Here is a 19,974-nt window from a genome sequence, read left to right on the forward strand (position 1 = left end):
GGTCAGCCCTGGACGGCGGCGCCCGCGCGGGGGGCCGGGACGCTCGCCGTTTCGGCGACGGTGACCAGGTTGCCGTCGCGGTAGAGCAGGGACCGCCCGGGCCGGGGTACCACCCAGCCGGTGTCTCCCGGTTCGGGTTCGCTGCCCTCCGCGACGACGACCTGCACGCTGGTCGCGGGGCCGGTGGCACCCGCGTCGCCGTCCGCGCCCGCCGGGTCGCCGGTGTCGCCGGCGGGTACGTCGAGGGAGACCAGGGAGACGCTGCCCAGGTTCTCCACCACCACGACCTGCCCGGTCAGCGCGCCGGGGACCGGGGTGGGGGAGTAGTCGAGGTATTCCGGGCGCACCCCGTAGACCAGCGGCTCGCCGTCGGTGACCTGGCCGTGGGCGTCCTCGGGCAGCGGCAGCCGGGCCCGTCCCACGGCCAATTCGTCGCCGGCCACCCGGGCGTCGACGAGGTTCATCGGGGTGGAGCCGATGAACCCGGCGACGAAGGTGTTGGCGGGGCGGCGGAACACCTCGGTCGGGGTGCCGACCTGGCGGATCCGGCCGCCTTCCATGACCGCGATCCGGTCGGCGAGGGCGAGCGCCTCGGCCTGGTCGTGGGTGACGAAGACGGTGGTGACGCCGAGTTCCCGTTGCAGCCGCTTGAGGAAGGTCCGCGCCTCCAGCCGGAGCCGGGCGTCGAGGTTGGACAGCGGCTCGTCGAGCAGGAACACCTGCGGGTGGCAGGCCATCGCCCGGGCGAGCGCCACCCGCTGCTGCTGGCCGCCGGAGAGCTGCCCCGGACGGCGTTGCAGCAGCGCGGAGAGGCCGAGTTCGTCGGCGGTCTCGGCGGCCTTGCCGGCCCGCGCGCGCCGGTCGACCTTCTTGATCCGCAGCGGGTAGGCGATGTTGTCCTGCACGGTCATGTGCGGGAAGAGCGCGTAGTCCTGGAATACCATGGCCACGTCCCGCTTGCCCGGCGGCAGGTTGGTGACGTTGCGGTCGCCGATGTGCACGCTGCCGCCGGAGGCGACCTCCAGCCCGGCGATGGTGCGCAGCAGCGTGGTCTTGCCGCAGCCGGACGGGCCGAGCAGGGCGAAGAACTCGCCGTCGGCGATCTCCAGATCGAGGGCGTCCAGGGCGCGTACCCCGTTGGGGTAGACCTTGGTCAGCTCGCGCATGGTGATGGCGGACATCAGCGCTTGATCCCTCCGTGGAAGCGGAATCCGTACCGGCTGCTGACGAAGACGAACATGAGCGCCACCGGCAGCGAGTAGAGCAGCGAGAAGGTGGAGAGCAGCCGCAGGTCGGCCTGGCCGCCCTCGGTGTAGAGGGTGTACATGATCACTGCGGCGGGGGCCTTGTCGGGCCCGCGCAGCAGCAGGAACGGCACCAGGAAGTTGCCCCAGACGTTGGCGACCGCCCACACCCCGACGGTGGCCAGGCCGGGGCGGACCACCGGCACCACGATGTGCCGCATGATCTGCAACGGGCTGGCGCCGAAGACCCGGGCCGACTCCTCGTAGGACGTCGGGGTGGAGTCCATGAAGTCCTTGAGGATGAAGATGGCCGCGGGCAGCAGCCCGCCGCTGAGGATCAGGATCACGCCGAGCCGGGAGTCGATCAGGTTGAGCCGGAAGGCCAGCTCGAACAGCGGCACCATGGTGGCGGTGCCGGTGACGATCGACGACAGCAGCAGCAGCCCGTAGAGCAGGGCGTCGCGGCCGGGCACCCGGACCCGGCTCAGCGCGTACGCGGCGAGCGCGGCGAACGTCACCACCAGCGCCGCGGTGCCGCCGGCCAGGTAGACGGAGTTGAGCAGCGAGCTCACCGCGTACGGGTTGTCCAGCAGGGCGCGGAAGTTGTCCAGGGTGAACTGCGGCAGCGAGGCGGTGATGGTCGGGGTGTCGTCGAACGGGGCGGTGGCCAGCCAGAGCAGCGGCAGCGCGAAGAACCCGAGGACGGCGCAGAGGAACGTGTAGCGGCCGATCTGGGCGAGCAGGTGGCGTACCGCGACGGTGGGCCGCTCGCCGGTCGGCTCGGTGGTGGGTGCGGGCGTCGCGGTGGTGACGGTCACGCCGGCTCCTTCCGCCGCCCCAGCATGCGCAGGTAGACCAGCGCGATGACCAGGTTGATCAGCAGCATGATGAACGAGATCGCGGCGCCGAAGCCGAGTTCGCCGCCGGAGAGCGCCACCTTGTAGACGTAGACCGGCAGGATCTCCGAGCGCTGCTCGGGGCCACCGGCGGTGATCAGGAACGGCGCGAAGTCGTTGAACGTCCAGAGGCTGATCAGCAGCAGGTTGGTCAGCACGTGCCCGCGGATGCGGGGGAAGACCACGTCGCGCAGCTGCTGCCAGGTCGACGCGCCGGCCAGCCGGGCGGTCTCCAGGTGCGAGCGGGGGACGTTCTCCAGCGCGGCGGCGTAGAGCATCATCGAGAACGCGGTGCCGCGCCAGGTGTTGAAGATGATGATCGACAGCATCGGGTAGTCGAGCAGCCAGGCCATCCCGGGGATGCCGAGCAGCGCGTTGAGCGTGCCGGCGTCCCGGTCCAAAAGGGCGATCCACAGGAAGGCGACCACCGAACTGGGCAGGATCCAGGAGAGCAGGACGAACCCCTCGACCACCCGGCGCAGCGGGCCGCGGCGGTCGCGCAGCGCGAAGGCGATGGCGAAGCCGAGCCCGGCTTGGCCGATGACCGCCGAGCCGAGGACGAACTGGAGGGTCAGCAGCAGCGAGGTGCGGAACCGCTCGTCGCCCAGCGCCTGGGTGTAGTTGTCCAGGCCGACGATCTCCGGGTTGGCGGCGGCCAGGCCGGTCAGCCGGTAGTTGGTGATGCCGAGGTAGATCGTCCACGCGGCCGGCACCACCAGGAAGACCAGGATCAGCACCATGGCGGGGACGAGGAACCCGGTGGCCCGGGCCCGGCCGAGCCCGGCGGCGTCGGGGGCCGGGGAGGCGCCCGTGACCGGGCGCGCTCCCTCGACCACCTCGTCAGGAGGTGACGTTACCTGGACCACCGACGAACCCTTCGACCTTCTTCTGGTACGCCGCGGCCGCCTCGTCCACGCTCTTGCCCGCCGTCGCGTCGGCGGTGGCCTCCTGCAGCGCCACCGACACCTGCGGGTAGACCGCCAGCGGCGGCCGGTACGCGGTGATCGGCAGCACCTTCTCGGCGACGAAGTTGAGCATCGGGTCGGCCGCGAGGACCTCCTTGTTCACGTCGGTGCGGGCGGTGATCCGGGTGGCCCCGGCCAGTTCGGCCTTGACCGCCTCCGCCGAGTGCATGAACGACAGCAGCTCCCACGCCTGGGACGGGAACTTGGAGTTGGGGTTGAGCACCCGCACGCCGCCGCCGGACATGCTGACGAAGTCCTGCCCGCGGATGCCCGCGCCGGGCTGCTTGGCCGGGATCATCGCGTAGCCGACGGTGGTGTCCCGGTCGGCCATCTTGGCGATGCCGTCCTTGGGGTTCACCACGCTGCGCCAGAAGTAGTCGCCCTCGGCCAGGATGCCGATCTTGCCGGCGGCGAACTCCGCGAAGGACTTGTCGCGCCCCTTCGCCTCCTGCTGCAGCTTCGGGTCGCCCAACCCGCCACCGTAGACCTTGGTGTAGAAGTCGAGCATGTCCTTGACCGGCTGGCTGGCGCCGGCCCACTTGTTGTCCTTGTAGATCTCGCCGCCGGCGCCGACCAGCAGCGGCAGCGCGCCCTGCATCGAGGTGGCCTCGCCCATCGCGGTGCCGGCGTTGATCTGGATCGGGGTCACCCCGGGCAGCGCCTTGAGCTTGGCGCCGGCGTCGAGGATCTCCTGCCAGCTCTTGGGCTGCCAGTCGGCGGGCAGGCCGGCCTGGGCGAAGAGCTTCTTGTTGTAGTAGAGGACCCGGCCGTCGGTGCCGAGCGGGATGCCGTAGCGCTTGTCCTCGAACGAGCCGAGGCCCTGCACGGTGTCCGGGATCTGCGACCAGCCCTCCCAGGAGTCGACCTGGTCGCCGGCCACCTCGGACAGCGGCTTGAGGTAGCCGGCCTGGACGAACTCGCCGACCCAGATGCCGTCCACGGCGATCACGTCGGCGCCGCCCTTGGAACGCAGGTCCAGGGCCAGCTTGGTCTTGTACTGCTCGTCGTCGACGCCGCTGGGCACGAACGTCACCTTGGCCGTGACGCCCTTGGCCTTCTGCGCCTCGACGAACTTCGGGATGACCCAGTTCTCGATCCACTCCGCACCCGCGGAGTTCTTGCCGCCGGCGATCGCGTTGGCGGAGATGGTGAGGGTGATGTTCTTGGCGTCCTTGCCGGCGGGCTCGTCCGAGCCGCCGCAGGCCGTGGCGGTGAGAGCGACGGCGGTGAGCGCGGCGAGCACGCCTGCTGCGTGTCTCGGCTTGGCTGACATGGGCTGTTTCCCTTCGCAAGGAGAGACTTCGAAGAGACTCGCGGGGTCACCACCGGCCGCACGTCCGCCGCCGGCGGTGCTTGCGGCCACAATGTCATGACAGCTTGACGACGTAAATACCTGTCACTGAAATGAGCGCGAAACATCCACCGTCACCGCTCGGCGACGGTCACCTCGAGGGAGTAGCGGCTGGCCCGGTAGATGTGCGCGCCGTGCTCGACGTAGCGGCCCTGGTCGTCGTACGCGGTGCGGGTCATGGTGAGCAGCGGCGCGCCGCGCCGTTCGCCGAGCATCTGCGCCTCCGCGGCGGTGGCGGCCCGCGCCCCGATCCGCTGGTGGGCGCCGCGGATCCGCCGTCCGCCGGCGCGCAGGATCGCGTAGAGGCCGTCGGCCTGCAACGCCTCCATGGTGAGCCGCGGCAGGTCGACCGGGAGCCAGTTCTCCATCACCGCGAGGGGTTCGCCGTCGGAGAACCGCAGCCGGCGCAGGTGCTGCACCTCGCTGCCGGGCGGCAGGCCGAGCGCGGCGGCGACCGCCGCCGGGCAGGCCACGGTGGCCAGCTCCAGCACCGACGTGGACGGTCGCTGGCCGGCCCGGACCAGGTCGTCGTGCAGGCTGGTCAGCTCGACGGCCCGGCGGACCTCGCCCCGGACCACCTGGGTGCCCACACCGCGCCGGCGGACGATCAGCCCCTTGTCGACCAGGTGCTGGATGGCCTGCCGCACGGTGGGCCGGGACAGCCCGAGCCGGTCGGCCAGTTGCAACTCGCTGTCCAGTCGGTCACCCGGGGCCAGGTCGCCGCGCTGGATCGCCGCGGCGAACTGCTCGGCGACCTGGAAGTAGAGCGGGACCGGGCTGCTGCGGTCGACGGCGATCTCGGGGCCGGTCACGGAAGCCTCCTCGCTTCGGCTGCGCGGGATCGGGGCGTGATGATGGGCGCCACTGTACCGAAGCGGTCACCGAGCGCAGAGCACGGATGTCATGACAACACATTGACACAACTCGCAGAGCACTGTTACCAATCAGGGACGGAATCGAGCTGGCGGGCACGCCGACGCCGGCCGGGACGGAGGGCGCCGCATGCTCGATGTGCTCACCATCGGCCGGGTCGGGGTGGACATCTACCCGTTGCAGGTCGCCACGCCGCTGGCCGAGGTGGAGACGTTCGGCAGGTTCCTCGGCGGCAGCCCCACCAACGTGGCGGTCGCGGCCAGCCGGCAGGGGTTGCGCGCCGGGGTTATCACCCGCACCGGTGCCGACGCGTTCGCCGACTACGTGCACCGGGCGCTGCGCGAGTTCGGTGTGGACGACAGCCAGGTCCGCCCGGTCGACGGGCTGCCCACCCCGATCACCTTCTGCGAGATCTTCCCGCCGGACCACTTCCCGCTCTGGTTCTACCGCACCCCCACCGCGCCGGACCTGCAGATCCGCCCCGAGGAGCTGAACCTCGACGCGATCGCGGCGGCCCGGGTCTTCTGGCTCACTGGCACCGGCCTGTGCCAGCAGCCCAGCCGGGACGCGCACACCGCCGCGCTGGCCGCCCGGGACGGCCGAGAGCACACCGTGCTGGACCTGGACTACCGGCCGATGTTCTGGCCCGACCCGGCCGCCGCGACCGCGGCGGTCGCCGAGGCGCTGCCCCGCGTCACCGTCGCCGTCGGCAACATCGACGAGGTGGAGGTCGCGGTCGGCACCCGCGACCCGGACCGGGCCGCGGACCTGCTGCTCGACCGCGGGCCCCGGCTCGCCGTGGTCAAGCTCGGCCCGGCGGGCGTGCTGGCCCGCACCGCGACGCAGAGCGTACGGGTGCCGCCGGTGCCGGTGGACGTGGTCAACGGGCTCGGCGCCGGCGACGCGTTCGGCGGCGCGTTCTGCCTGGGCCTGCTGCGCGGCTGGCCGCTGGAGCGGACGCTGCGCTTCGCCAACGCCGCCGGCGCGATCGTCGCCTCCCGCCTGGCCTGCTCCGCCGCCATGCCCGACTACGCCGAGACCGCGGCGCTGGCCGGGGACCCCGCGCCGCGTGCGGCGTCGTCGACCGCCGTCCTGACAGGAGAAGACCGGTGAGCACCGAGTACGACGCGCTGACCCACACCCGCGCGCACCGGCCGCAGGCGATCGCCGAGGCCGCCGCCCGCCGTACCCGCCGGCCCTGGCCCGAGCCCGGGCGGCCGCTGTTCGTCATCGCCGCCGACCACCCGGCCCGCGGCGCTCTCGGGGTGCGGGACCGGCCGATGGCCATGGCCGGGCGGGTGGACCTGCTCGACCGGCTGCGCGTGGCGCTGTCCCGGCCGGGCGTCGACGGCGTGCTCGGCACCCCGGACATCCTGGAGGACCTGCTGCTGCTCGGGGCGCTGGAGAACCGCCTGGCCATCGGGTCGATGAACCGCGGCGGCCTCTCCGGCGCCACCTTCGAACTCGACGACCGGTTCACCGCCTACGACGCCGACAGCATCGCCGCGATGCGCTACGACGGCGGCAAGATGCTCTGCCGGATCGACCCGGACGACCCGGGCACCGCCTCCACCCTGCAGGCCTGCGCCCAGGCGGTCACCGCCCTCGCGGCGCACCGCACCGTGGCCCTGGTCGAGCCGCTCTGGGTGGCCCGCACCGGCGGCCGGGTCGCCGCCGACCTGCACCCGGAGGCGGTCATCAAGGGCGTCAGCGTCGGCCAGGCGCTCGGCTCGACCAGCGCGTACACCTGGTTGAAGCTGCCGGCCATCGACGAGATGGAGCGGGTGATGGCGGCGACCACGCTGCCGGTCCTGCTGCTCGGCGGCGACCCGGTGGAGGCGCCGGACGTGGTGTACGCGCGGTGGCAGCGGGCGCTGCGGCTGCCCGGCGTGCGCGGCCTGGTGGTCGGCCGGGCCCTGCTCTACCCGCCGGACGACGACGTGGCCGCCGCGGTGGACGTCGCCGGGTCGCTGCTGCCCACCGGGCAGGACGCATGAGGACGGGCGAGGCGTACCTGCCGTGGGGCGGCACCGCCCGCGAGCCGTGGGCGCTGGAGGTCACCCCGGAGCGGGCCGGCTGGCGGTACGCCGGGCTGCGGGTGCTCACCCTGCCCGCCGGCGGTGAGGTCAGCTTCGCCACCGGTGACGAGGAGATGCTGGTCCTGCCGCTGGCCGGCGCCGCCACCGTGCACTGCGACGGGCTGCGGCTCACCCTGACCGGGCGCGAGTCGGTGTTCGCCGCGGTCACCGACTTCGCCTACCTGCCCCGGGACGCCACCGCGACGATCCGCGGCGAGGGCCGCTTCGCGCTGCCGTCGTCGCGGGCCGCCCGCCGGCTCTCGCCCCGCTACGGCGCGACCCGGGACGTGCCGGTGGAACTGCGCGGCGCCGGGCCGGCCAGCCGGCAGGTCAACAACTTCTGCGCGCCGGACGCCTTCGACTGCGACCGGTTGGTCGCCGTGGAGGTGCTCACCCCCGGCGGTAACTGGTCGTCCTACCCGCCGCACAAGCACGAGGAGGACCGCGTCCACGACGACGGGCGGGTGGAGGCGGCGCTGGAGGAGATCTACTACTTCGAGGTGGCCGGCGGCGCGCCCGGCGCCGGTCCGGCGGGCTACCAGCGGGTCTACGGCGCCGCCGACCGGCCGATCGACGTGCTGGCCGAGGTGCGCACCGGCGACGTGGTGCTCGTCCCGTACGGCTACCACGGGCCGTCGATGGCCGCGCCCGGCTACGACCTGTACTACCTCAACGTGCTGGCCGGGCCCGCCGCGAACCGGACCATGGCCTGCGTGGACGATCCCCGGCACGGCTGGATCCGGGGCAGCTGGGCCGACCAGCCGGTCGACCCGCGGCTGCCGCTGACCCGGCCCGGAACGAAAGAGGCGTGATGCCAAGGTTGACGGTGGCGCAGGCGGTCGTGGCCTTCCTGGCCCGGCAGTGGTCCGAACGCGACGGGCGGCGGCAACGGCTGATCCCGGCCTGCTTCGGCATCTTCGGCCACGGCAACGTCGCCGGCCTCGGCGAGGCGCTCGCCACCGCCGGCGCCGACCTGCCCTACCACCTGTGCCGTACCGAGCAGGGCATGGTGCACACCGCGGCGGCGTACGCCCGGATGACCGACCGGCTCAGCACCCTGGCCTGCACCACCTCGATCGGCCCCGGCGCGACCAACCTGGTCACCGGCGCCGCCGGCGCCACCATCAACCGGCTGCCGGTGCTGCTGCTGCCCGGCGACATCTTCGCCACCCGGGTGGCCAATCCGGTGCTCCAGGAGCTGGAGGATCCGCGCTCCTACGACGTCAGCGTCACCGACGCGCTGCGGCCGGTCTCCCGCTACTGGGACCGGATCAACCGGCCCGAGCAGCTGCCGGCGGCGCTGCTGGCCGCCATGCGGGTGCTCACCGACCCGGCGGAGACCGGCGCGGTCACCCTCGCCCTGCCGCAGGACGTGCAGGCCGAGGCGTACGACTGGCCCGATGAACTGTTCGCCGAACGGGTCTGGCACGTGCCGCGACCGCTGCCGGACATCGCGGCGCTGGCCCGGGCCGCCGGGATCGTGCGGACGGCCCGCCGGCCGCTGGTGGTGGCCGGCGGTGGCGTGATCTACAGCGGGGCCACCGAGGCGCTGCGCCAGTTCGCCGAGGAGTACGGGGTGCCGGTGGCGGAGACCCAGGCTGGCACCGGGGCGATTCCCTACGACCATCCGCTCGCCCTCGGCGCGGTCGGTGTCACCGGGACCACCGCGGCCAACGAGATCGCGGCCGGCGCGGACGTGGTGATCGGGGTGGGCACCCGCTACAGCGACTTCACCACCGCCTCCGGCACCCTCTTCGGTCCGGACGTGCGATTCGTGAACCTGAACGTCACCCGCTTCGACGCGGCGAAGCTCTCCGGTACGCAGGTCGTCGGCGACGCCCGGGAGAGCCTCGCCGCCCTCGACGCGGCCTGCGCCGGCTGGACCACCGAGCCGGCCTACCGGGAGTCGGTGACGCGGCTGCGCGAGCGGTGGGCGACCGTGGCGGACGCCGCCCGGCACGCCGCTCCGGAGGCGCGCCCCACCCAGACCGCGGTGATCGGCGCGGTCAACGACGCCGCCGGCGACCGCGGCGTGGTGGTCTGCGCGGCCGGTTCGATGCCCGGCGACCTGCACCGGCTGTGGCGCAGCGGTGACCCGAAGAGCTACCACGTCGAGTACGGCTACTCGTGCATGGGCTACGAGATCGCCGGCGGGATCGGGGTGAAGCTGGCCGCGCCGGAGCGCGAGGTCTTCGTGCTGGTCGGCGACGGGTCCTACCTGATGCTGCCGAGCGAGCTGGCCACCGCGGTCGCCGAGGGCGTCAAGCTGGTCGTGGTGCTGGTCGACAACTCCGGCTTCGCCTCGATCGGCCGGCTGTCGGAGAGCGTCGGCGCGCAGCGGCTCGGCACCGCCTACGTCGACCGGGCCGGGGCGCCGCTGCCGGTCGACCTGGGCGCCAACGCGGCCAGCCTCGGCGCCGACCTGATCCGGGTGTCGACCATGCAGGAGTTGCGCGCGGCGCTGGACACGGCGAGGGCGGCGACCCGGACGACCGTGGTGCACGTGGTCACCGACCGGTTCGAGGCCGGCCCGGACGGCGGCGCCTGGTGGGACGTGCCGGTCGCCGAGGTGTCCACGACCGACCAGGGGCGGGCCGCCCGGGCCGCGTACGAGGCGGGCCGCAAGAGCCGGCGCACCCACCTGCGGCCCGCCTGACCCCCGTCGCTTCCCGCGCCCCCTGGTAGGGGCCACGGGCCTGGTCCCGCGGCATACCCTCCGCCGCCGGGTCGCGCACCGATGAGTTTCCGGGCGCCGGAACGTATGCCCTGGTGAACGGAACTGACCCAACCGGAGGAGCAGGCATGACGACGGTCCAACCCATCATCAGTACGCCCGGCCTGGCCCGCCTGCAGGCGTTCTACCAGCGTCTGTTCGGCGCCGTGGAGATCCGACGGTTCCCGGCTGACGGACCGCCCTTCTTCGTGGGTCTCCGGCTGGGCGACTCGGAACTCGGGCTGGTCGACCAGCCGGAGACCGACCTGTCCACCCCGGCACGGATCCTGCTCAGCGTCGAGGTCGACGACGTGGACGGCCTGCTGGACGACGTGGTGGCCGCCGGTGGGCGGGTGCTCGGCCCGCCGAACGACATGCCGTGGGGGCAGCGGGTGGCGCACGTGCACGATCCGGACGGCAACATGGTCAACCTGACCCAGGTCCTCTGAGCACCTAATCGGGATACGCCGGCACCCTCACTCGACAGCCTTCAGCGTCACGGCTGGGTAGCGATGGCCGTGCTGCGCGACGAATGCGTCGAACTCCCGCAGCGCGAGCGGCTCAGGCATCGGGTACCGGGCGGGTACGGCCCGCAGGGCCGACTGGAAACGGAAGAAGGTGGACAGGTCACTCGGGTAGCGACGAGGGTCCACGCCGGCGAACGATCCCGCCACCCCCGCGCGTCGCAGCAGCCGGTGCCACTGGTCGACCGATGCCAGTCCCACCGATTCCACACCGTGGCAGAACAGCGCGAGGTGGAGGTGGTCGTAGGTGTCCGACTGGTCGAGATAGCGGGCCAGGGCGTCGACGGAGGACTGGACGGGGAAGGTGCTCCAGTAGGGCACGCAACCCGTCCGCAGCGCCCACCAGGGGTCGATGAGGATGAACGATTCCACCAGCAGTCGATCGGCTGGCAGGCCCCGCTCCCGGTACCACCAGCGGTACAGGTCGGCGACGAGCGGGCTGAGGTCCTCGGGGTCGTCGAAGACCAGTCGCCGCACCTGGTAGCCGTGCCGGCGGGCGAACGCGATCGCGTCGTCCCGGAGTGCCGGTTCGAACCCCCACTCCGCCTCAGGGCTCTGGCCGTCCGGCGTCGGCGCCTCCCACCGGGTCCGCGCAACTCCGTAGCGGCGCAGGTACGCGGCTGTTCGTGGGTCGCCCTCGCGGTACTGCGAGGGCTCCAGGCCGCCGACGGCACCGAACTGGAAGACATGCCGCTCGCCGACGCGGGTCGTCGGCCATCGCCGGGTGCACTCGGCGAGCACGAGCACGCCGCCGGCCTCGAGCGTCCGGTTCAGGAACCGCTCGTACACGGGTCCGAGCCGGGTGCGTTTCACCCGGAAGTAGGCCATCCGCCGCGACGTCAACCGATCCTGGTTCGGATCGTGCAGGTGGTGCAGGACGAAGTCGGGGTTGCGGGCCAGCAGCGCCTGGGCGGTGGTGTCGAAGGCGTGCACGGCGCGCATCGGATCGTCCGGCGCCACCTGCCGCTGACGTAGCGGCAGCAGAACCGTCTGGGGCAGCCACGCGATACCGAGGGCCGCGCAGAGATGGACGAGCGCCCCGTTGGACGAGCCGACGACCACCGCCGGATACCGGCGCCGGGGGTAGAGGTCGACGATCCGGGCGGCGACGTCCTCGATGTCGAGGGTCGCCATCCGCGCCGCCGGCCGCCCCTCGGCACCGCTGGCCAGGCTGTAGATCGTCTCCCGCAGCCGGACCGGGAGCCGGGTCGCGGCGGCGGCCACCGGACGCAGGAGGCGGCCCGCCGGCCTGCCCATCGGTGGCGTGTCGCGGTCACGCAGGAAGCGGGCAGTTGACATGACCATCGCGGAAGCGGAGTCGAAGGCGGCCACCTCACGGGGTAGTTTCATCTCACCTCCCGCGGGCGGTTACCCCGAAAGTCGCCCGGTACGCCCGATTCCGTCCGCAGCTGTCGGGTAACCCCGGGTATGCGGAGCAAGCCTCAGCCATACGCCCCACCGTTCCCGACGGACGTGGCGACGTCGTACCACGACGGCTCGCTGGGTCGGATGCGCAGCCGGGCGGTCGGCGAGCCGCGATCCGATGTGCCGGAGGTGGTGCTCGTCCAGGGCATGGGAGTGGCCGACTACCTGATGCCGGGCCTCGGCGCTCTCGGCGAGTGGACCCGGGCGCATCTGGTCGAACTACCCGGCTTCGCCGGTAGTGGCGAGCCGCCGCACGAACTCATCGTGGCGGAGTTCGGTCGTGCCGTCGCCGAGTGGCTCACCGCCCGCCGCCTCGGCCCGGTCGTACTCGCCGGCCATTCCAGCGGCACCCAGATTGCCGCGCAGGCCGCGGTCGACCACCCCGACGTGCGTGGTGTCGTCCTGGCCAGCCCCACGATAGATCCCGTCGCTCGCAGCCCGCTGCGGCTGCTCATCCGGTGGCGTCTGGACGGACGCCGCGAGCCACCGGGGCTGACCGAGTCGCACCGCCCCGAATGGAAGCGGGCAGGGCTTCGCCGCATGCTGCACCTGGCACGCGTGCACCTCGACCACCCGATCGAGGAACCGGTGAGCCGTCTCCGGGTTCCGTTGCTGGTCATCCGGGGCCGGGACGACATGATCAGTACTTCCCGGTGGGGCCGCCGGCTGGCTGCCATGTCGCCGACGGGCGAGTACGTCGAAGTCGCCGGCGCCCACACCTTCCCGTGGCGGGACCCGACCGCGTGGTCGGAGCCGATACGCCGCTTCGCGACAAGGGTTTGTTGACCGTCAGCCAACCGGTGACGGGAAGCGCGCCCCGCCGTGTTCGGCCGGACAGCTCATCGGCCGGCTGCCGATAGGGGTTGACCCGGCGGGGGTGGGTATCCGGCGCCCATGCGGACACGGGATCTCGTCGTCGTCGTCACCGGGGCGTCCAGCGGCATCGGCCGGGCCACCGCCCATGCCTTCGCCGATCAGGGCAACGCCCTCGCCCTGGCGGCGCGGGGAGACGCCGCCCTGGACGACGTCGTCCAGGAGTGCGTGGGGCGCGGCGGGCAGGCGATCGCGGTGCCGACCGACGTCAGCGACCCGCAGGCGGTGCGGGAGTTGGCCGAGCGAACCCTCCAGCGGTACGGGCGAATCGACGTCTGGGTCAACAACGCCGCGGTGAGCGCCTTCGGGCGGTTTCAGGACGTTCCCGAGGAGGACTTCCGGCGGGTTCTCGACGTCAACGTGATGGGCTACGTGTACGGAGCCCGAGCGGCACTGCCCGTGATGCGGAACCAGGGTCACGGCGTGCTGGTCAACGTGTCATCGGTGGTCGGAGTGGTCACGCAGCCGTACACCCACGCGTACACGATGGCGAAGTTCGCGATCCGGGCGCTGAGCGGCAGCCTGCGGCAGGAACTGCAGTTGGAGGGCGCCTCCGGAATCCACGTCTGCACCGTTCTGCCGGCGACGATCGACACACCGATCTTCCAGCACGCCGCCAACTACACCGGACGGGCGGTGCGCGCCATGCCCCCGGTGTACCCGCCGGAGCGGGTCGCGCGGACCATCGTGAACCTGGTGCGGCTGCCCCGGCGCGAGGTGGCCGTCGGGACCATGGCCCACGCGTTGCTCCTGCAGTCCCGGCTGGCTCCCGGCCTGGTCGAGCGGATGATGGCCATTCAGGTCGACCGGAAGCACCTCATGCGGCGGCCTGAGCCGGCCAACGTCGGGAACCTGTACCGGCCGGCCCTCGAGTCCGAGGCAACCCTGGGTGGCTGGAGCGGCCGGCAAGTGAGAGCCCGACGGATTGCGGCGACTGTCGGGACACTTCTGGTCGGGACGGCCGCAGCCGCGCTTCGCCGATGGCGGCGATGAGCTGCCGTCTACTCTTCGTCCTGTTTGTCCATTCCGCCGGTCGCTTCGTAGTGCCACCCGTCATCGGCGCGGCGATCCCTGCGGTACTCCACGTACCAGGTGCCGTCGCGGGTCTCATGGGTGAACTCCACGAGTTCGTCGGCGGCTCCGGCGAGTTGCCGGTCCATCCCGTCGAGCGGCCCGCCGTGCAGATGCGCAACCGAACCAGTCATGTCTGCCGGCTACCCACGCCCGTGCCGGCCATGCAACCCGGCCGGCCAGCAGCCGGCGGATCGCCCGGGCTGCCGCCGCGGGCGGGCCGGCAACCGGCAGCATCCACACCGCGATCTTGCTGAGCATGAACGGCAGTAGCAGCACAGCGGGAAGGTGCGTCGCGGTGCCCCCAGCGCGGCGAATGCCCGGTCCGGCGAGGCGCTGATGACTCGGACGGCGGTGTCAGTCCGACTCATCGCGGGCGCGGCCGTAGCGTTCGTAGATCACGCGCGAGCCGAACGTCCTGGTCTCGAGCAGGTCTAGCCGAACGTCTTCGGTGACCGGCGGCAGCAAGGGCGTGCCGCCACCGACGACGACCGGATAGCGGAACATGCGCAGCTCGTCGACGAGGCCGAGCTCGATCGCTGCCGCGGCCAGGCCGGCGCCGCCGATCGAGACGTCCTTGTCGGTCGCGTCGAGCGCGGCAGCGACCTCCTCGGTCACCGACCCCTCGGCGAGCCGGGCGTTGCCCTGAACGCTGTCGAGCGTGCGGCTGAAGACGACCTTCGGGATAGCGCACCAGACGTCGGCGAACGCGGCCCCGAGCTCGTTGTCGCGCATCGACGGATCCGTCTCCCACACCAGCATGGTCTCGTAAAGCCTGCGACCCAACAGATAGCCGCCGAGCTCGCGTACCTGCGCGAGGTGGAAACGGAACAGCTCCTCGCTAGGGGCCGTCCACCCGAACCCGCCCTCGCGGTCGGTGATAAAGCCGTCCACCGAGACGCTCATCGAGCAGATCAGCATGGCTTCACACTCATCCCACCGGAGCGACGGACGATGAACGCGATGAAGTTCACCGTTGAGCTTGACATCGGGCTCTCCTTCCTTCTTCCTGGGGCTTCACGTGGACAACACTGTGACATACCAGGCGGTACTCCCGTGCCTCTGCGAGACCGTGTACTGCATGAAGGGCTGTTCGTGCTGGCGCGCCGCCGCCCCTGCGCGGCGCGCTGATCGCGGCCCTGGCCGCCGGCTACAGCGATGTCATCGTCGACGGCACAGTGGTACGCATCGACCGACTGGACGTGGCGGCCCCAACGGCGCCGCCACGACATGCTGGCCACCCTCGCCGGCGTGGTCGCCGAGCTGTCCGCCCTGGCCGACCTGGGCTACTCACCCGGAAAGGTTCAGTGAGCGCCGCCAAGCGAAAGCAACGAGCCGCGTTGCAGTCAGGAGGCTGCCCGCGCCAGGTCGATACCGGTCGCGTAGCTGGCCGTAGCGGATGAGGTAGTCGCGGGCCTGGGCAGGGATCTGGTTGGCGATACCCGGGCCCGCGACCAGCAGGCCGAGCGGCGCGGATGGTCGCTCGGCCAAGATCTAGGGCGTTGAGCGGGCGACGGGCTTCGGCGATGCTGGGCGGATGCGACACGACAAGGCCTTCGCCGAACATCGCTCACTCCTGGTGGCCGTCGCCTACCGGGTGCTGGGTCGCTTCAGCGATGCCGAGGACGTGGTGCAGGACGCCTGGCTGCGGTGGAGTGCTGTCGACACCGCACAGGTCGAGAACCCGGAGGGCTATCTGGTCCGGGTGACCACCCGGCTGGCCATCGACCGGTTGCGCAGCGCGGCGGCCCGGCGCGAGTCGTATGTCGGACCGTGGCTGCCCGAGCCGATTCTCACCACGCCCGATGTCGCCGACGACGTGGCCAGGTCCGAGTCGGTGTCGCTGGCCATGCTGCTCATCCTGGAGTCGTTGTCGCCGCTGGAGCGGGCGGTTTTCGTGCTGCACGAGGCGTTCGGCTACTCCCACAACGAGATCGCCGACATCGTCGACCGGACCCCGGAGTCGGTACGCCAGACGGCGGTGCGGGCGCGCGAGCACGTGAGCAGACGCCGCCGACGCTATGACACCGACCATGGGACGCGGCGCAAGGTCACCGAGTCGTTCATGTCGGCCAGTGCGGGCGGTGACCTGGCCGCCCTGATGGAGGTGCTCGCGCCCGACGTCAGGTTGGTCTGCGACGGCGGCGGCCTGGCACCCGCGCCCCGCAAGGCGATCGACGGCATCGACTTGGTGGCGCGGGCGCTGGTCACGTTCGCCGGGCGCATGCCGGAGTCGCCGCGCGTGGTCATCGCCGAGGTCAACGGTGGCCCCGGCGTCGTCATCTACTCGGCCGAGACCCCGGTGGCGGTCGTCGTGCTGCACCTCGTCGACGGGCGCGCCCGGGAGATCCATCTGATCAGCAACCCGGAGAAGCTCACCGCCGTCGCCGGGATGTGACGCCGGTCACAGCAGCTCACACGCCGCGCGGCGTTCCCGTCCGTGGGGCATGACGAACACAGAGCGGACGCGAATCGTTGTTGTCGGCGCCGGGTACGCCGGCATGCTGGCGGCTCTCGGGGCGGCGCGCCGGGGCGGGGGTCGGGTGCACGTGACACTGATCAACCCGTGGGAGCGGTTCACCGAGCGGCTGCGGATGCACCAGATCGCGACCGGACAGCAGCTCGCCGAGCACCGCATCCCGGAACTGTTGAGCGGCACCGGGATCGCCTTCGTCCAGGGCTGGGCAACCGGCATCGACACCGCCGCGCGTACGGTCACTGTGGATGATCGGATCGCCGTGGACTACGACACGCTGGTCTACGCGATCGGCAGCACCACCGACACCGCCCGCGTTCCGGGAGCCGACGCTCACGCCTACACCCTCAACAGCCCTCAGCGCGCGCAGCGCATGGCCGAGCACCTCAAGACCGCGGACCGGGGAACCTTCCTGGTGTGCGGGGGTGGGCTGACCGGGATCGAGGCGGCGGCCGAGATCGCCGAGTGCTACCCGCACGTCACCGTGACGCTGCTGAGCCGGGGCGAGCCGGGCGCCATGATGGGCGCCAGGGCCCGGGCCTATCTGCGGGCGTCGCTCGACCGGTTGGGCGTGACCGTCCGCGCCGGCGTCGAGGTCACCAAGGTGCTGCCGGAGGGTGTCGAACTGGCCGGAGGCGAGGTCGTGCCGGGCGACGGGACCCTGTGGACCACCGGGGTGCGCGTGGCGCCGCTGGCAGCCGAGGCCGGGATCGCCACCGACGAGACCGGCCGGATCGTCACCGACGCCACCCTGCGCTCCGTGTCGCACCCGGAGATCTACGCCGTCGGGGATGCCGCCGCGGTCCGGCAGGCCTACGGCGTCATCCACGGCACGTGCCAGAGCGGCCTGCCGACCGCCGCCCACGTCGCCGAGAACGTCGCCCGCCAGGTGCGCGGCAAGGGGCTCAAGCCGTTCCGGTTCGGCTACATCCACCAGCCGGTCAGCCTCGGGCGCAGGGACGCGGTCATCCAGTTCACGTACGGCGACGACACTCCGCGGCGCTGGATGCTCACCGGCCGGGCAGCCGTGCTCTACAAGGAGACCGTCAGCAGCAGCCCGATCAAGACCTACGGGCTGGCGAAGCGGATCGCCATCTCGGCCCGCATGCTGAGCACCACCGGCGGCCGGCGCAACCGGCCGTTGACCGCCTAGCGCGCGGCTACCGCTCCGGGTGGCTCCGCTGGTAGTGGCGTGCCACCCGGGCGCGGTTGCCGCAGGACGGCTTGCACCACTGCTGACGTGCGTGCTCCTTGACGAAGTACCGTACGCAGCGCGGCGCCGGGCAGGCGCGAAGCTGTTCCCGCGCCGGGCTGGCGAGGAAGTCGACGGCGCCGCGGGCCAGCGCCGCGGTGAGCCGTACCCGCAGCTCCGCCGGGCCCGCGTGCCGGGTCAGCGTCGGCGCCGCCTCGTCCGGCCAGTGCAGCCGCGGCCTGGTGGGCAGCCGTCCGGCGGCGTCGTTGAGGTGGCGCACCGCGTCCGCCGGGGTGAGCAGTGACGACTGGTCGGCCCGGCTGGGCGCAGCCGGCGCGACCGCGCGGGCGAGCAGCGTGCGGACGGCACGGCGAAGCGCGACCACGTCGAGCCGGGTCTGCTCGTCGGGCGGCTCGGCCGGCGGTGTGAGGTCGTCGTCGTAGTGCCGCAGCGGTTCGGCCTGCTCGCGCAGCCAACGGGCGAGCCCGGCGATGTCGGCGAGGTCGTCGGTCACGCCGCCGTTGCCGTCGTGCCGGATGGTGCCGGCCAGGGCGAGCGTGAGCTGCACAGACATCGAGCCTCCCGGCGTCGCCGCCGTCTTGTGGATCTCCAGGACGCCAGTGTAGCGTCCCTAACGCTAAAAGCGCCGAGACCCATTAGGGGGCATCGTGCTGACCATCGCGCACCTCAGCGACACCCACCTCGACGACCACCCGCGCTCGGCCGAGCGGACCGCCCGGGTCATGGACTACCTGCACAACCTGGCCCGCCCGGTCGACGCCATCCTGATCACCGGGGACATCGCCGACCACGGGTTGGTGTCCGAGTACGACCTGGCCGCGAAGCTTTTCGCGTCGCCGTACCCGGTGCTGGTCTGCCCGGGCAACCACGACGTGCGCGAGGCCTACCGCGCGGGGCTGCTGGGCGAGGCGAACGGCGGTGACGAGCCGATCAACAGCCGGCACGACGTCGCCGGTGCCACCTTCCTGCTCGCCGACTCCAGCATTCCGGGACGCGACGACGGCCACCTGGACGAGCAGACCATGGGATGGCTGCGCGAGCAGCTCGCCTCGCTGGCGGCCGACGTCCCGGTCTTCATCGCCTTCCACCACCCGCCGGTCGCGCTGCACCGTCATCGACGACATGCGGCTGCTGTCCGTCGACCCGCTCGCCGACCTGGTCGCCGCCCATCCGCAGGTCGTCGCCGTCCTGACCGGGCACTTCCACACCGCCGCGGCTAGCACCTTCGCCGGCCGCCCGCTGCGCATCGCGCCGGGCGTGGTCTCCACCCTGCGGATGCCGTGGGAGGGCGAGGGACCGCTGACCGACCAGCGGCAACCACCCGGCGTCGCCTTCCACGTGTACGACGACACCGGGCTGCTGACCACCCACTACCGGGTGGTGGTCTGACCCGTGACCGGGGTGGGTGTGCTGGGCTTCGCGCTCGCCGTCGCGCCGATCACGCTCACGCCCGGCACCAGCTTCGCGCTGGTCGTCTCGCGGGTGGGCGCCGGCGGCCGTCGGCAGGGCTGGTGGGTGATCCTCGGTACGGTGACCGGGCTGTACGTGCACGCGGTGCTGGCAGCGGTCGGCCTGGCGGCGCTGGTGCTGCGCTCGTCGCAGGCGTTCTGGATCGTCAAGCTGGCCGGCGCCGGCTATCTCGTCGGGCTGGGTCTCTGGCTGCTGTTCTCCGCCGCCCGCCCGCCGTCCGCCGGGCATGAGGCGACGACCGCGCGGGCCGGATGGCGTCGGCCGCCGGGGCGCGCCCGGCATCCGTACCTGCAGGGGCTGCTCGGGAACGTGTTGAACCCCAAGGCGGCCGCCATCTACCTGACCCTGGCCCCGCAGTTCCTCGATCCGGCGAAGCCGGTGCTCGTCCCCATGCTGCTGCTGGCCACCGCGCACGCCCTGCTGCACACCGGATGGCTGGCCGGCTGGACCGCGGTCACCGGCGCGGCCGCCCGGCTGTTCCGCACGGCGAGGGTGCGCCGCGCGCTGGACCGTCTCACCGGCGCCGTCCTCGTCGGCCTGGGCTTCCGGTCCGCGCTGAACTGACCGGTACCCCAGACCGGGCCTTACCGGGGGATTGACAGACCACTTTGTCGACACTGAGGATTGCCTCAGTCCACCGACCGCCACCGGAACAGCCATTCGTCCACCAGTTCGACGACGCCTCCGCAACTCGGCGATGCGGGCAGCGCCGGTCCGCCGCAACCGGACACCACCACCTTCCTTTGTGTCGTGGCGCCGCAGGCGCGCGATCAGCGGGGCGGAGCCGCGTACCCCGGGCGGG

The 19,974-nt window shown here is 72.2% G+C and carries 22 protein-coding genes; 13 read left to right on the forward strand and 9 right to left on the reverse strand.

Annotated elements, in window-relative coordinates:
- Nucleotides 1-2: 2 nt before the first annotated feature.
- The 5 genes from ACVCAH_RS17220 to ACVCAH_RS17240 all read right to left on the reverse strand — a co-directional run bounded on the left by ACVCAH_RS17220 (nt 3) and on the right by ACVCAH_RS17240 (nt 5,268).
- Entirely contained in the window at nt 3-1,181 is a 1,179-nt protein-coding gene (locus ACVCAH_RS17220; protein ID WP_447137157.1) for an ABC transporter ATP-binding protein, read from the reverse strand.
- Nucleotides 1,181-2,062 carry a carbohydrate ABC transporter permease gene (locus tag ACVCAH_RS17225; RefSeq protein WP_447137158.1) on the reverse strand — a complete coding sequence of 294 codons (882 nt, stop codon included), beginning with the start codon at nt 2,060-2,062 and terminating at the stop codon, nt 1,181-1,183. Before ACVCAH_RS17225 ends, ACVCAH_RS17220 begins: the two co-directional genes overlap by 1 nt.
- Nucleotides 2,059-3,006: a carbohydrate ABC transporter permease gene (locus ACVCAH_RS17230; protein ID WP_447137159.1), complete on the reverse strand. Its 948-nt coding sequence runs from the start codon at nt 3,004-3,006 to the stop codon at nt 2,059-2,061. Before ACVCAH_RS17230 ends, ACVCAH_RS17225 begins: the two co-directional genes overlap by 4 nt.
- Complete coding sequence (locus tag ACVCAH_RS17235; RefSeq protein ID WP_447137160.1) at nt 2,981-4,378, reverse strand: extracellular solute-binding protein; 1,398 nt, start codon at nt 4,376-4,378, stop codon at nt 2,981-2,983. Before ACVCAH_RS17235 ends, ACVCAH_RS17230 begins: the two co-directional genes overlap by 26 nt.
- Before the next feature lie 152 nt (nt 4,379-4,530).
- Nucleotides 4,531-5,268: a GntR family transcriptional regulator gene (locus ACVCAH_RS17240; RefSeq protein ID WP_447137161.1), complete on the reverse strand. Its 738-nt coding sequence runs from the start codon at nt 5,266-5,268 to the stop codon at nt 4,531-4,533.
- Between the two features lie 190 nt (nt 5,269-5,458).
- Between ACVCAH_RS17240 and iolC the strand changes: the two genes are divergently transcribed.
- The 5 genes from iolC to ACVCAH_RS17265 all read left to right on the forward strand — a co-directional run bounded on the left by iolC (nt 5,459) and on the right by ACVCAH_RS17265 (nt 10,569).
- Nucleotides 5,459-6,442: a 5-dehydro-2-deoxygluconokinase gene (iolC, locus tag ACVCAH_RS17245; protein WP_447137162.1), complete on the forward strand. Its 984-nt coding sequence runs from the start codon at nt 5,459-5,461 to the stop codon at nt 6,440-6,442.
- Complete coding sequence (locus tag ACVCAH_RS17250; RefSeq protein ID WP_447137163.1) at nt 6,439-7,326, forward strand: Cgl0159 family (beta/alpha)8-fold protein; 888 nt, start codon at nt 6,439-6,441, stop codon at nt 7,324-7,326. Before iolC ends, ACVCAH_RS17250 begins: the two co-directional genes overlap by 4 nt.
- Nucleotides 7,323-8,219, forward strand: a complete 897-nt coding sequence (iolB, locus tag ACVCAH_RS17255) for a 5-deoxy-glucuronate isomerase (RefSeq protein ID WP_447137164.1) — start codon at nt 7,323-7,325, stop codon at nt 8,217-8,219. The genes ACVCAH_RS17250 and iolB overlap by 4 nt, the downstream gene beginning before the upstream one ends.
- Complete coding sequence (gene iolD / locus ACVCAH_RS17260; protein WP_447137165.1) at nt 8,219-10,063, forward strand: 3D-(3,5/4)-trihydroxycyclohexane-1,2-dione acylhydrolase (decyclizing); 1,845 nt, start codon at nt 8,219-8,221, stop codon at nt 10,061-10,063. Before iolB ends, iolD begins: the two co-directional genes overlap by 1 nt.
- A 146-nt stretch (nt 10,064-10,209) precedes the next feature.
- Complete coding sequence (locus tag ACVCAH_RS17265) at nt 10,210-10,569, forward strand: VOC family protein (protein ID WP_447137166.1); 360 nt, start codon at nt 10,210-10,212, stop codon at nt 10,567-10,569.
- 27 nt (nt 10,570-10,596) lie between these two features.
- Here the strand turns inward: ACVCAH_RS17265 and ACVCAH_RS17270 are convergent, their stop codons facing one another.
- Entirely contained in the window at nt 10,597-11,994 is a 1,398-nt protein-coding gene (locus ACVCAH_RS17270) for a hypothetical protein (RefSeq protein WP_447137167.1), read from the reverse strand.
- Between the two features lie 123 nt (nt 11,995-12,117).
- Between ACVCAH_RS17270 and ACVCAH_RS17275 the strand changes: the two genes are divergently transcribed.
- A complete protein-coding gene (locus tag ACVCAH_RS17275) occupies nt 12,118-12,855 on the forward strand; it encodes an alpha/beta fold hydrolase (RefSeq protein ID WP_447137168.1) in 738 nt (245 codons plus the stop codon).
- Nucleotides 12,856-12,963: 108 nt separating this feature from the next.
- On the forward strand, nt 12,964-13,935 hold the full coding sequence (locus ACVCAH_RS17280) for an SDR family oxidoreductase (RefSeq protein ID WP_447137169.1): 972 nt from the start codon (nt 12,964-12,966) through the stop codon (nt 13,933-13,935).
- 8 nt (nt 13,936-13,943) lie between these two features.
- On the opposite strand, the gene ACVCAH_RS17285 is transcribed toward ACVCAH_RS17280, so the two are convergent.
- Both ACVCAH_RS17285 and ACVCAH_RS17290 read right to left on the reverse strand, forming a co-directional pair.
- Entirely contained in the window at nt 13,944-14,147 is a 204-nt protein-coding gene (locus ACVCAH_RS17285) for a hypothetical protein (protein ID WP_447137170.1), read from the reverse strand.
- A 223-nt stretch (nt 14,148-14,370) separates the two neighbouring features.
- Nucleotides 14,371-14,934 carry a dihydrofolate reductase family protein gene (locus tag ACVCAH_RS17290; RefSeq protein WP_447137171.1) on the reverse strand — a complete coding sequence of 188 codons (564 nt, stop codon included), beginning with the start codon at nt 14,932-14,934 and terminating at the stop codon, nt 14,371-14,373.
- A 237-nt stretch (nt 14,935-15,171) separates the two neighbouring features.
- Here ACVCAH_RS17290 and ACVCAH_RS17295 point away from each other — a divergent pair, with 237 nt between their 5' ends.
- From ACVCAH_RS17295 to ACVCAH_RS17305, 3 genes are all read left to right on the forward strand, one after another.
- Nucleotides 15,172-15,324, forward strand: a complete 153-nt coding sequence (locus ACVCAH_RS17295) for a hypothetical protein (protein WP_447137172.1) — start codon at nt 15,172-15,174, stop codon at nt 15,322-15,324.
- A 226-nt stretch (nt 15,325-15,550) separates the two neighbouring features.
- Entirely contained in the window at nt 15,551-16,411 is an 861-nt protein-coding gene (gene sigJ / locus ACVCAH_RS17300; protein ID WP_447137173.1) for an RNA polymerase sigma factor SigJ, read from the forward strand.
- Between the two features lie 49 nt (nt 16,412-16,460).
- Nucleotides 16,461-17,642 (forward strand): NAD(P)/FAD-dependent oxidoreductase, encoded by a 1,182-nt coding sequence (locus ACVCAH_RS17305; protein WP_447137174.1) that lies wholly within the window; start codon nt 16,461-16,463, stop codon nt 17,640-17,642.
- Between the two features lie 7 nt (nt 17,643-17,649).
- Here ACVCAH_RS17305 and ACVCAH_RS17310 read toward each other — a convergent pair whose 3' ends face one another.
- The gene (locus ACVCAH_RS17310) at nt 17,650-18,255 is read right to left on the reverse strand and encodes a CGNR zinc finger domain-containing protein (RefSeq protein WP_447137175.1); all 606 of its coding nucleotides are present in this window, start codon (nt 18,253-18,255) and stop codon (nt 17,650-17,652) included.
- A gap of 94 nt (nt 18,256-18,349) precedes the next feature.
- On the opposite strand from ACVCAH_RS17310, the gene ACVCAH_RS17315 reads away from it, so the two are divergent.
- From ACVCAH_RS17315 to ACVCAH_RS17325, 3 genes are read left to right on the forward strand one after another with little or no spacing between them, the layout of a single operon-like run.
- Entirely contained in the window at nt 18,350-18,922 is a 573-nt protein-coding gene (locus tag ACVCAH_RS17315; RefSeq protein WP_447137176.1) for a metallophosphoesterase, read from the forward strand.
- Nucleotides 18,825-19,091 carry a hypothetical protein gene (locus ACVCAH_RS17320; RefSeq protein ID WP_447137177.1) on the forward strand — a complete coding sequence of 89 codons (267 nt, stop codon included), beginning with the start codon at nt 18,825-18,827 and terminating at the stop codon, nt 19,089-19,091. Before ACVCAH_RS17315 ends, ACVCAH_RS17320 begins: the two co-directional genes overlap by 98 nt.
- Before the next feature lie 3 nt (nt 19,092-19,094).
- Nucleotides 19,095-19,736 (forward strand): LysE family translocator, encoded by a 642-nt coding sequence (locus ACVCAH_RS17325; RefSeq protein WP_447137178.1) that lies wholly within the window; start codon nt 19,095-19,097, stop codon nt 19,734-19,736.
- The last annotated feature ends 238 nt before the right edge of the window (nt 19,737-19,974 follow it).

The organism is Micromonospora sp. LZ34, assembly GCF_052981855.1.

Bases quoted from the DNA above. Each gene is read 5' to 3' on its own strand.
- ACVCAH_RS17220 (WP_447137157.1), bottom strand. From the start codon at position 1,181: ATGTCCGCCATCACCATGCGCGAGCTGACCAAGGTCTACCCCAACGGG.
- ACVCAH_RS17235 (WP_447137160.1), bottom strand. From the start codon at position 4,378: ATGTCAGCCAAGCCGAGACACGCAGCAGGCGTGCTCGCCGCGCTCACC.
- iolC (WP_447137162.1), top strand. From the start codon at position 5,459: ATGCTCGATGTGCTCACCATCGGCCGGGTCGGGGTGGACATCTACCCG.
- iolB (WP_447137164.1), top strand. From the start codon at position 7,323: ATGAGGACGGGCGAGGCGTACCTGCCGTGGGGCGGCACCGCCCGCGAG.
- iolD (WP_447137165.1), top strand. From the start codon at position 8,219: ATGCCAAGGTTGACGGTGGCGCAGGCGGTCGTGGCCTTCCTGGCCCGG.
- ACVCAH_RS17265 (WP_447137166.1), top strand. From the start codon at position 10,210: ATGACGACGGTCCAACCCATCATCAGTACGCCCGGCCTGGCCCGCCTG.
- ACVCAH_RS17270 (WP_447137167.1), bottom strand. From the start codon at position 11,994: ATGAAACTACCCCGTGAGGTGGCCGCCTTCGACTCCGCTTCCGCGATG.
- ACVCAH_RS17280 (WP_447137169.1), top strand. From the start codon at position 12,964: ATGCGGACACGGGATCTCGTCGTCGTCGTCACCGGGGCGTCCAGCGGC.
- ACVCAH_RS17285 (WP_447137170.1), bottom strand. From the start codon at position 14,147: ATGACTGGTTCGGTTGCGCATCTGCACGGCGGGCCGCTCGACGGGATG.
- ACVCAH_RS17290 (WP_447137171.1), bottom strand. From the start codon at position 14,934: ATGCTGATCTGCTCGATGAGCGTCTCGGTGGACGGCTTTATCACCGAC.
- ACVCAH_RS17295 (WP_447137172.1), top strand. From the start codon at position 15,172: ATGTCATCGTCGACGGCACAGTGGTACGCATCGACCGACTGGACGTGG.
- sigJ (WP_447137173.1), top strand. From the start codon at position 15,551: ATGCGACACGACAAGGCCTTCGCCGAACATCGCTCACTCCTGGTGGCC.
- ACVCAH_RS17305 (WP_447137174.1), top strand. From the start codon at position 16,461: ATGACGAACACAGAGCGGACGCGAATCGTTGTTGTCGGCGCCGGGTAC.
- ACVCAH_RS17310 (WP_447137175.1), bottom strand. From the start codon at position 18,255: ATGTCTGTGCAGCTCACGCTCGCCCTGGCCGGCACCATCCGGCACGAC.
- ACVCAH_RS17320 (WP_447137177.1), top strand. From the start codon at position 18,825: ATGCGGCTGCTGTCCGTCGACCCGCTCGCCGACCTGGTCGCCGCCCAT.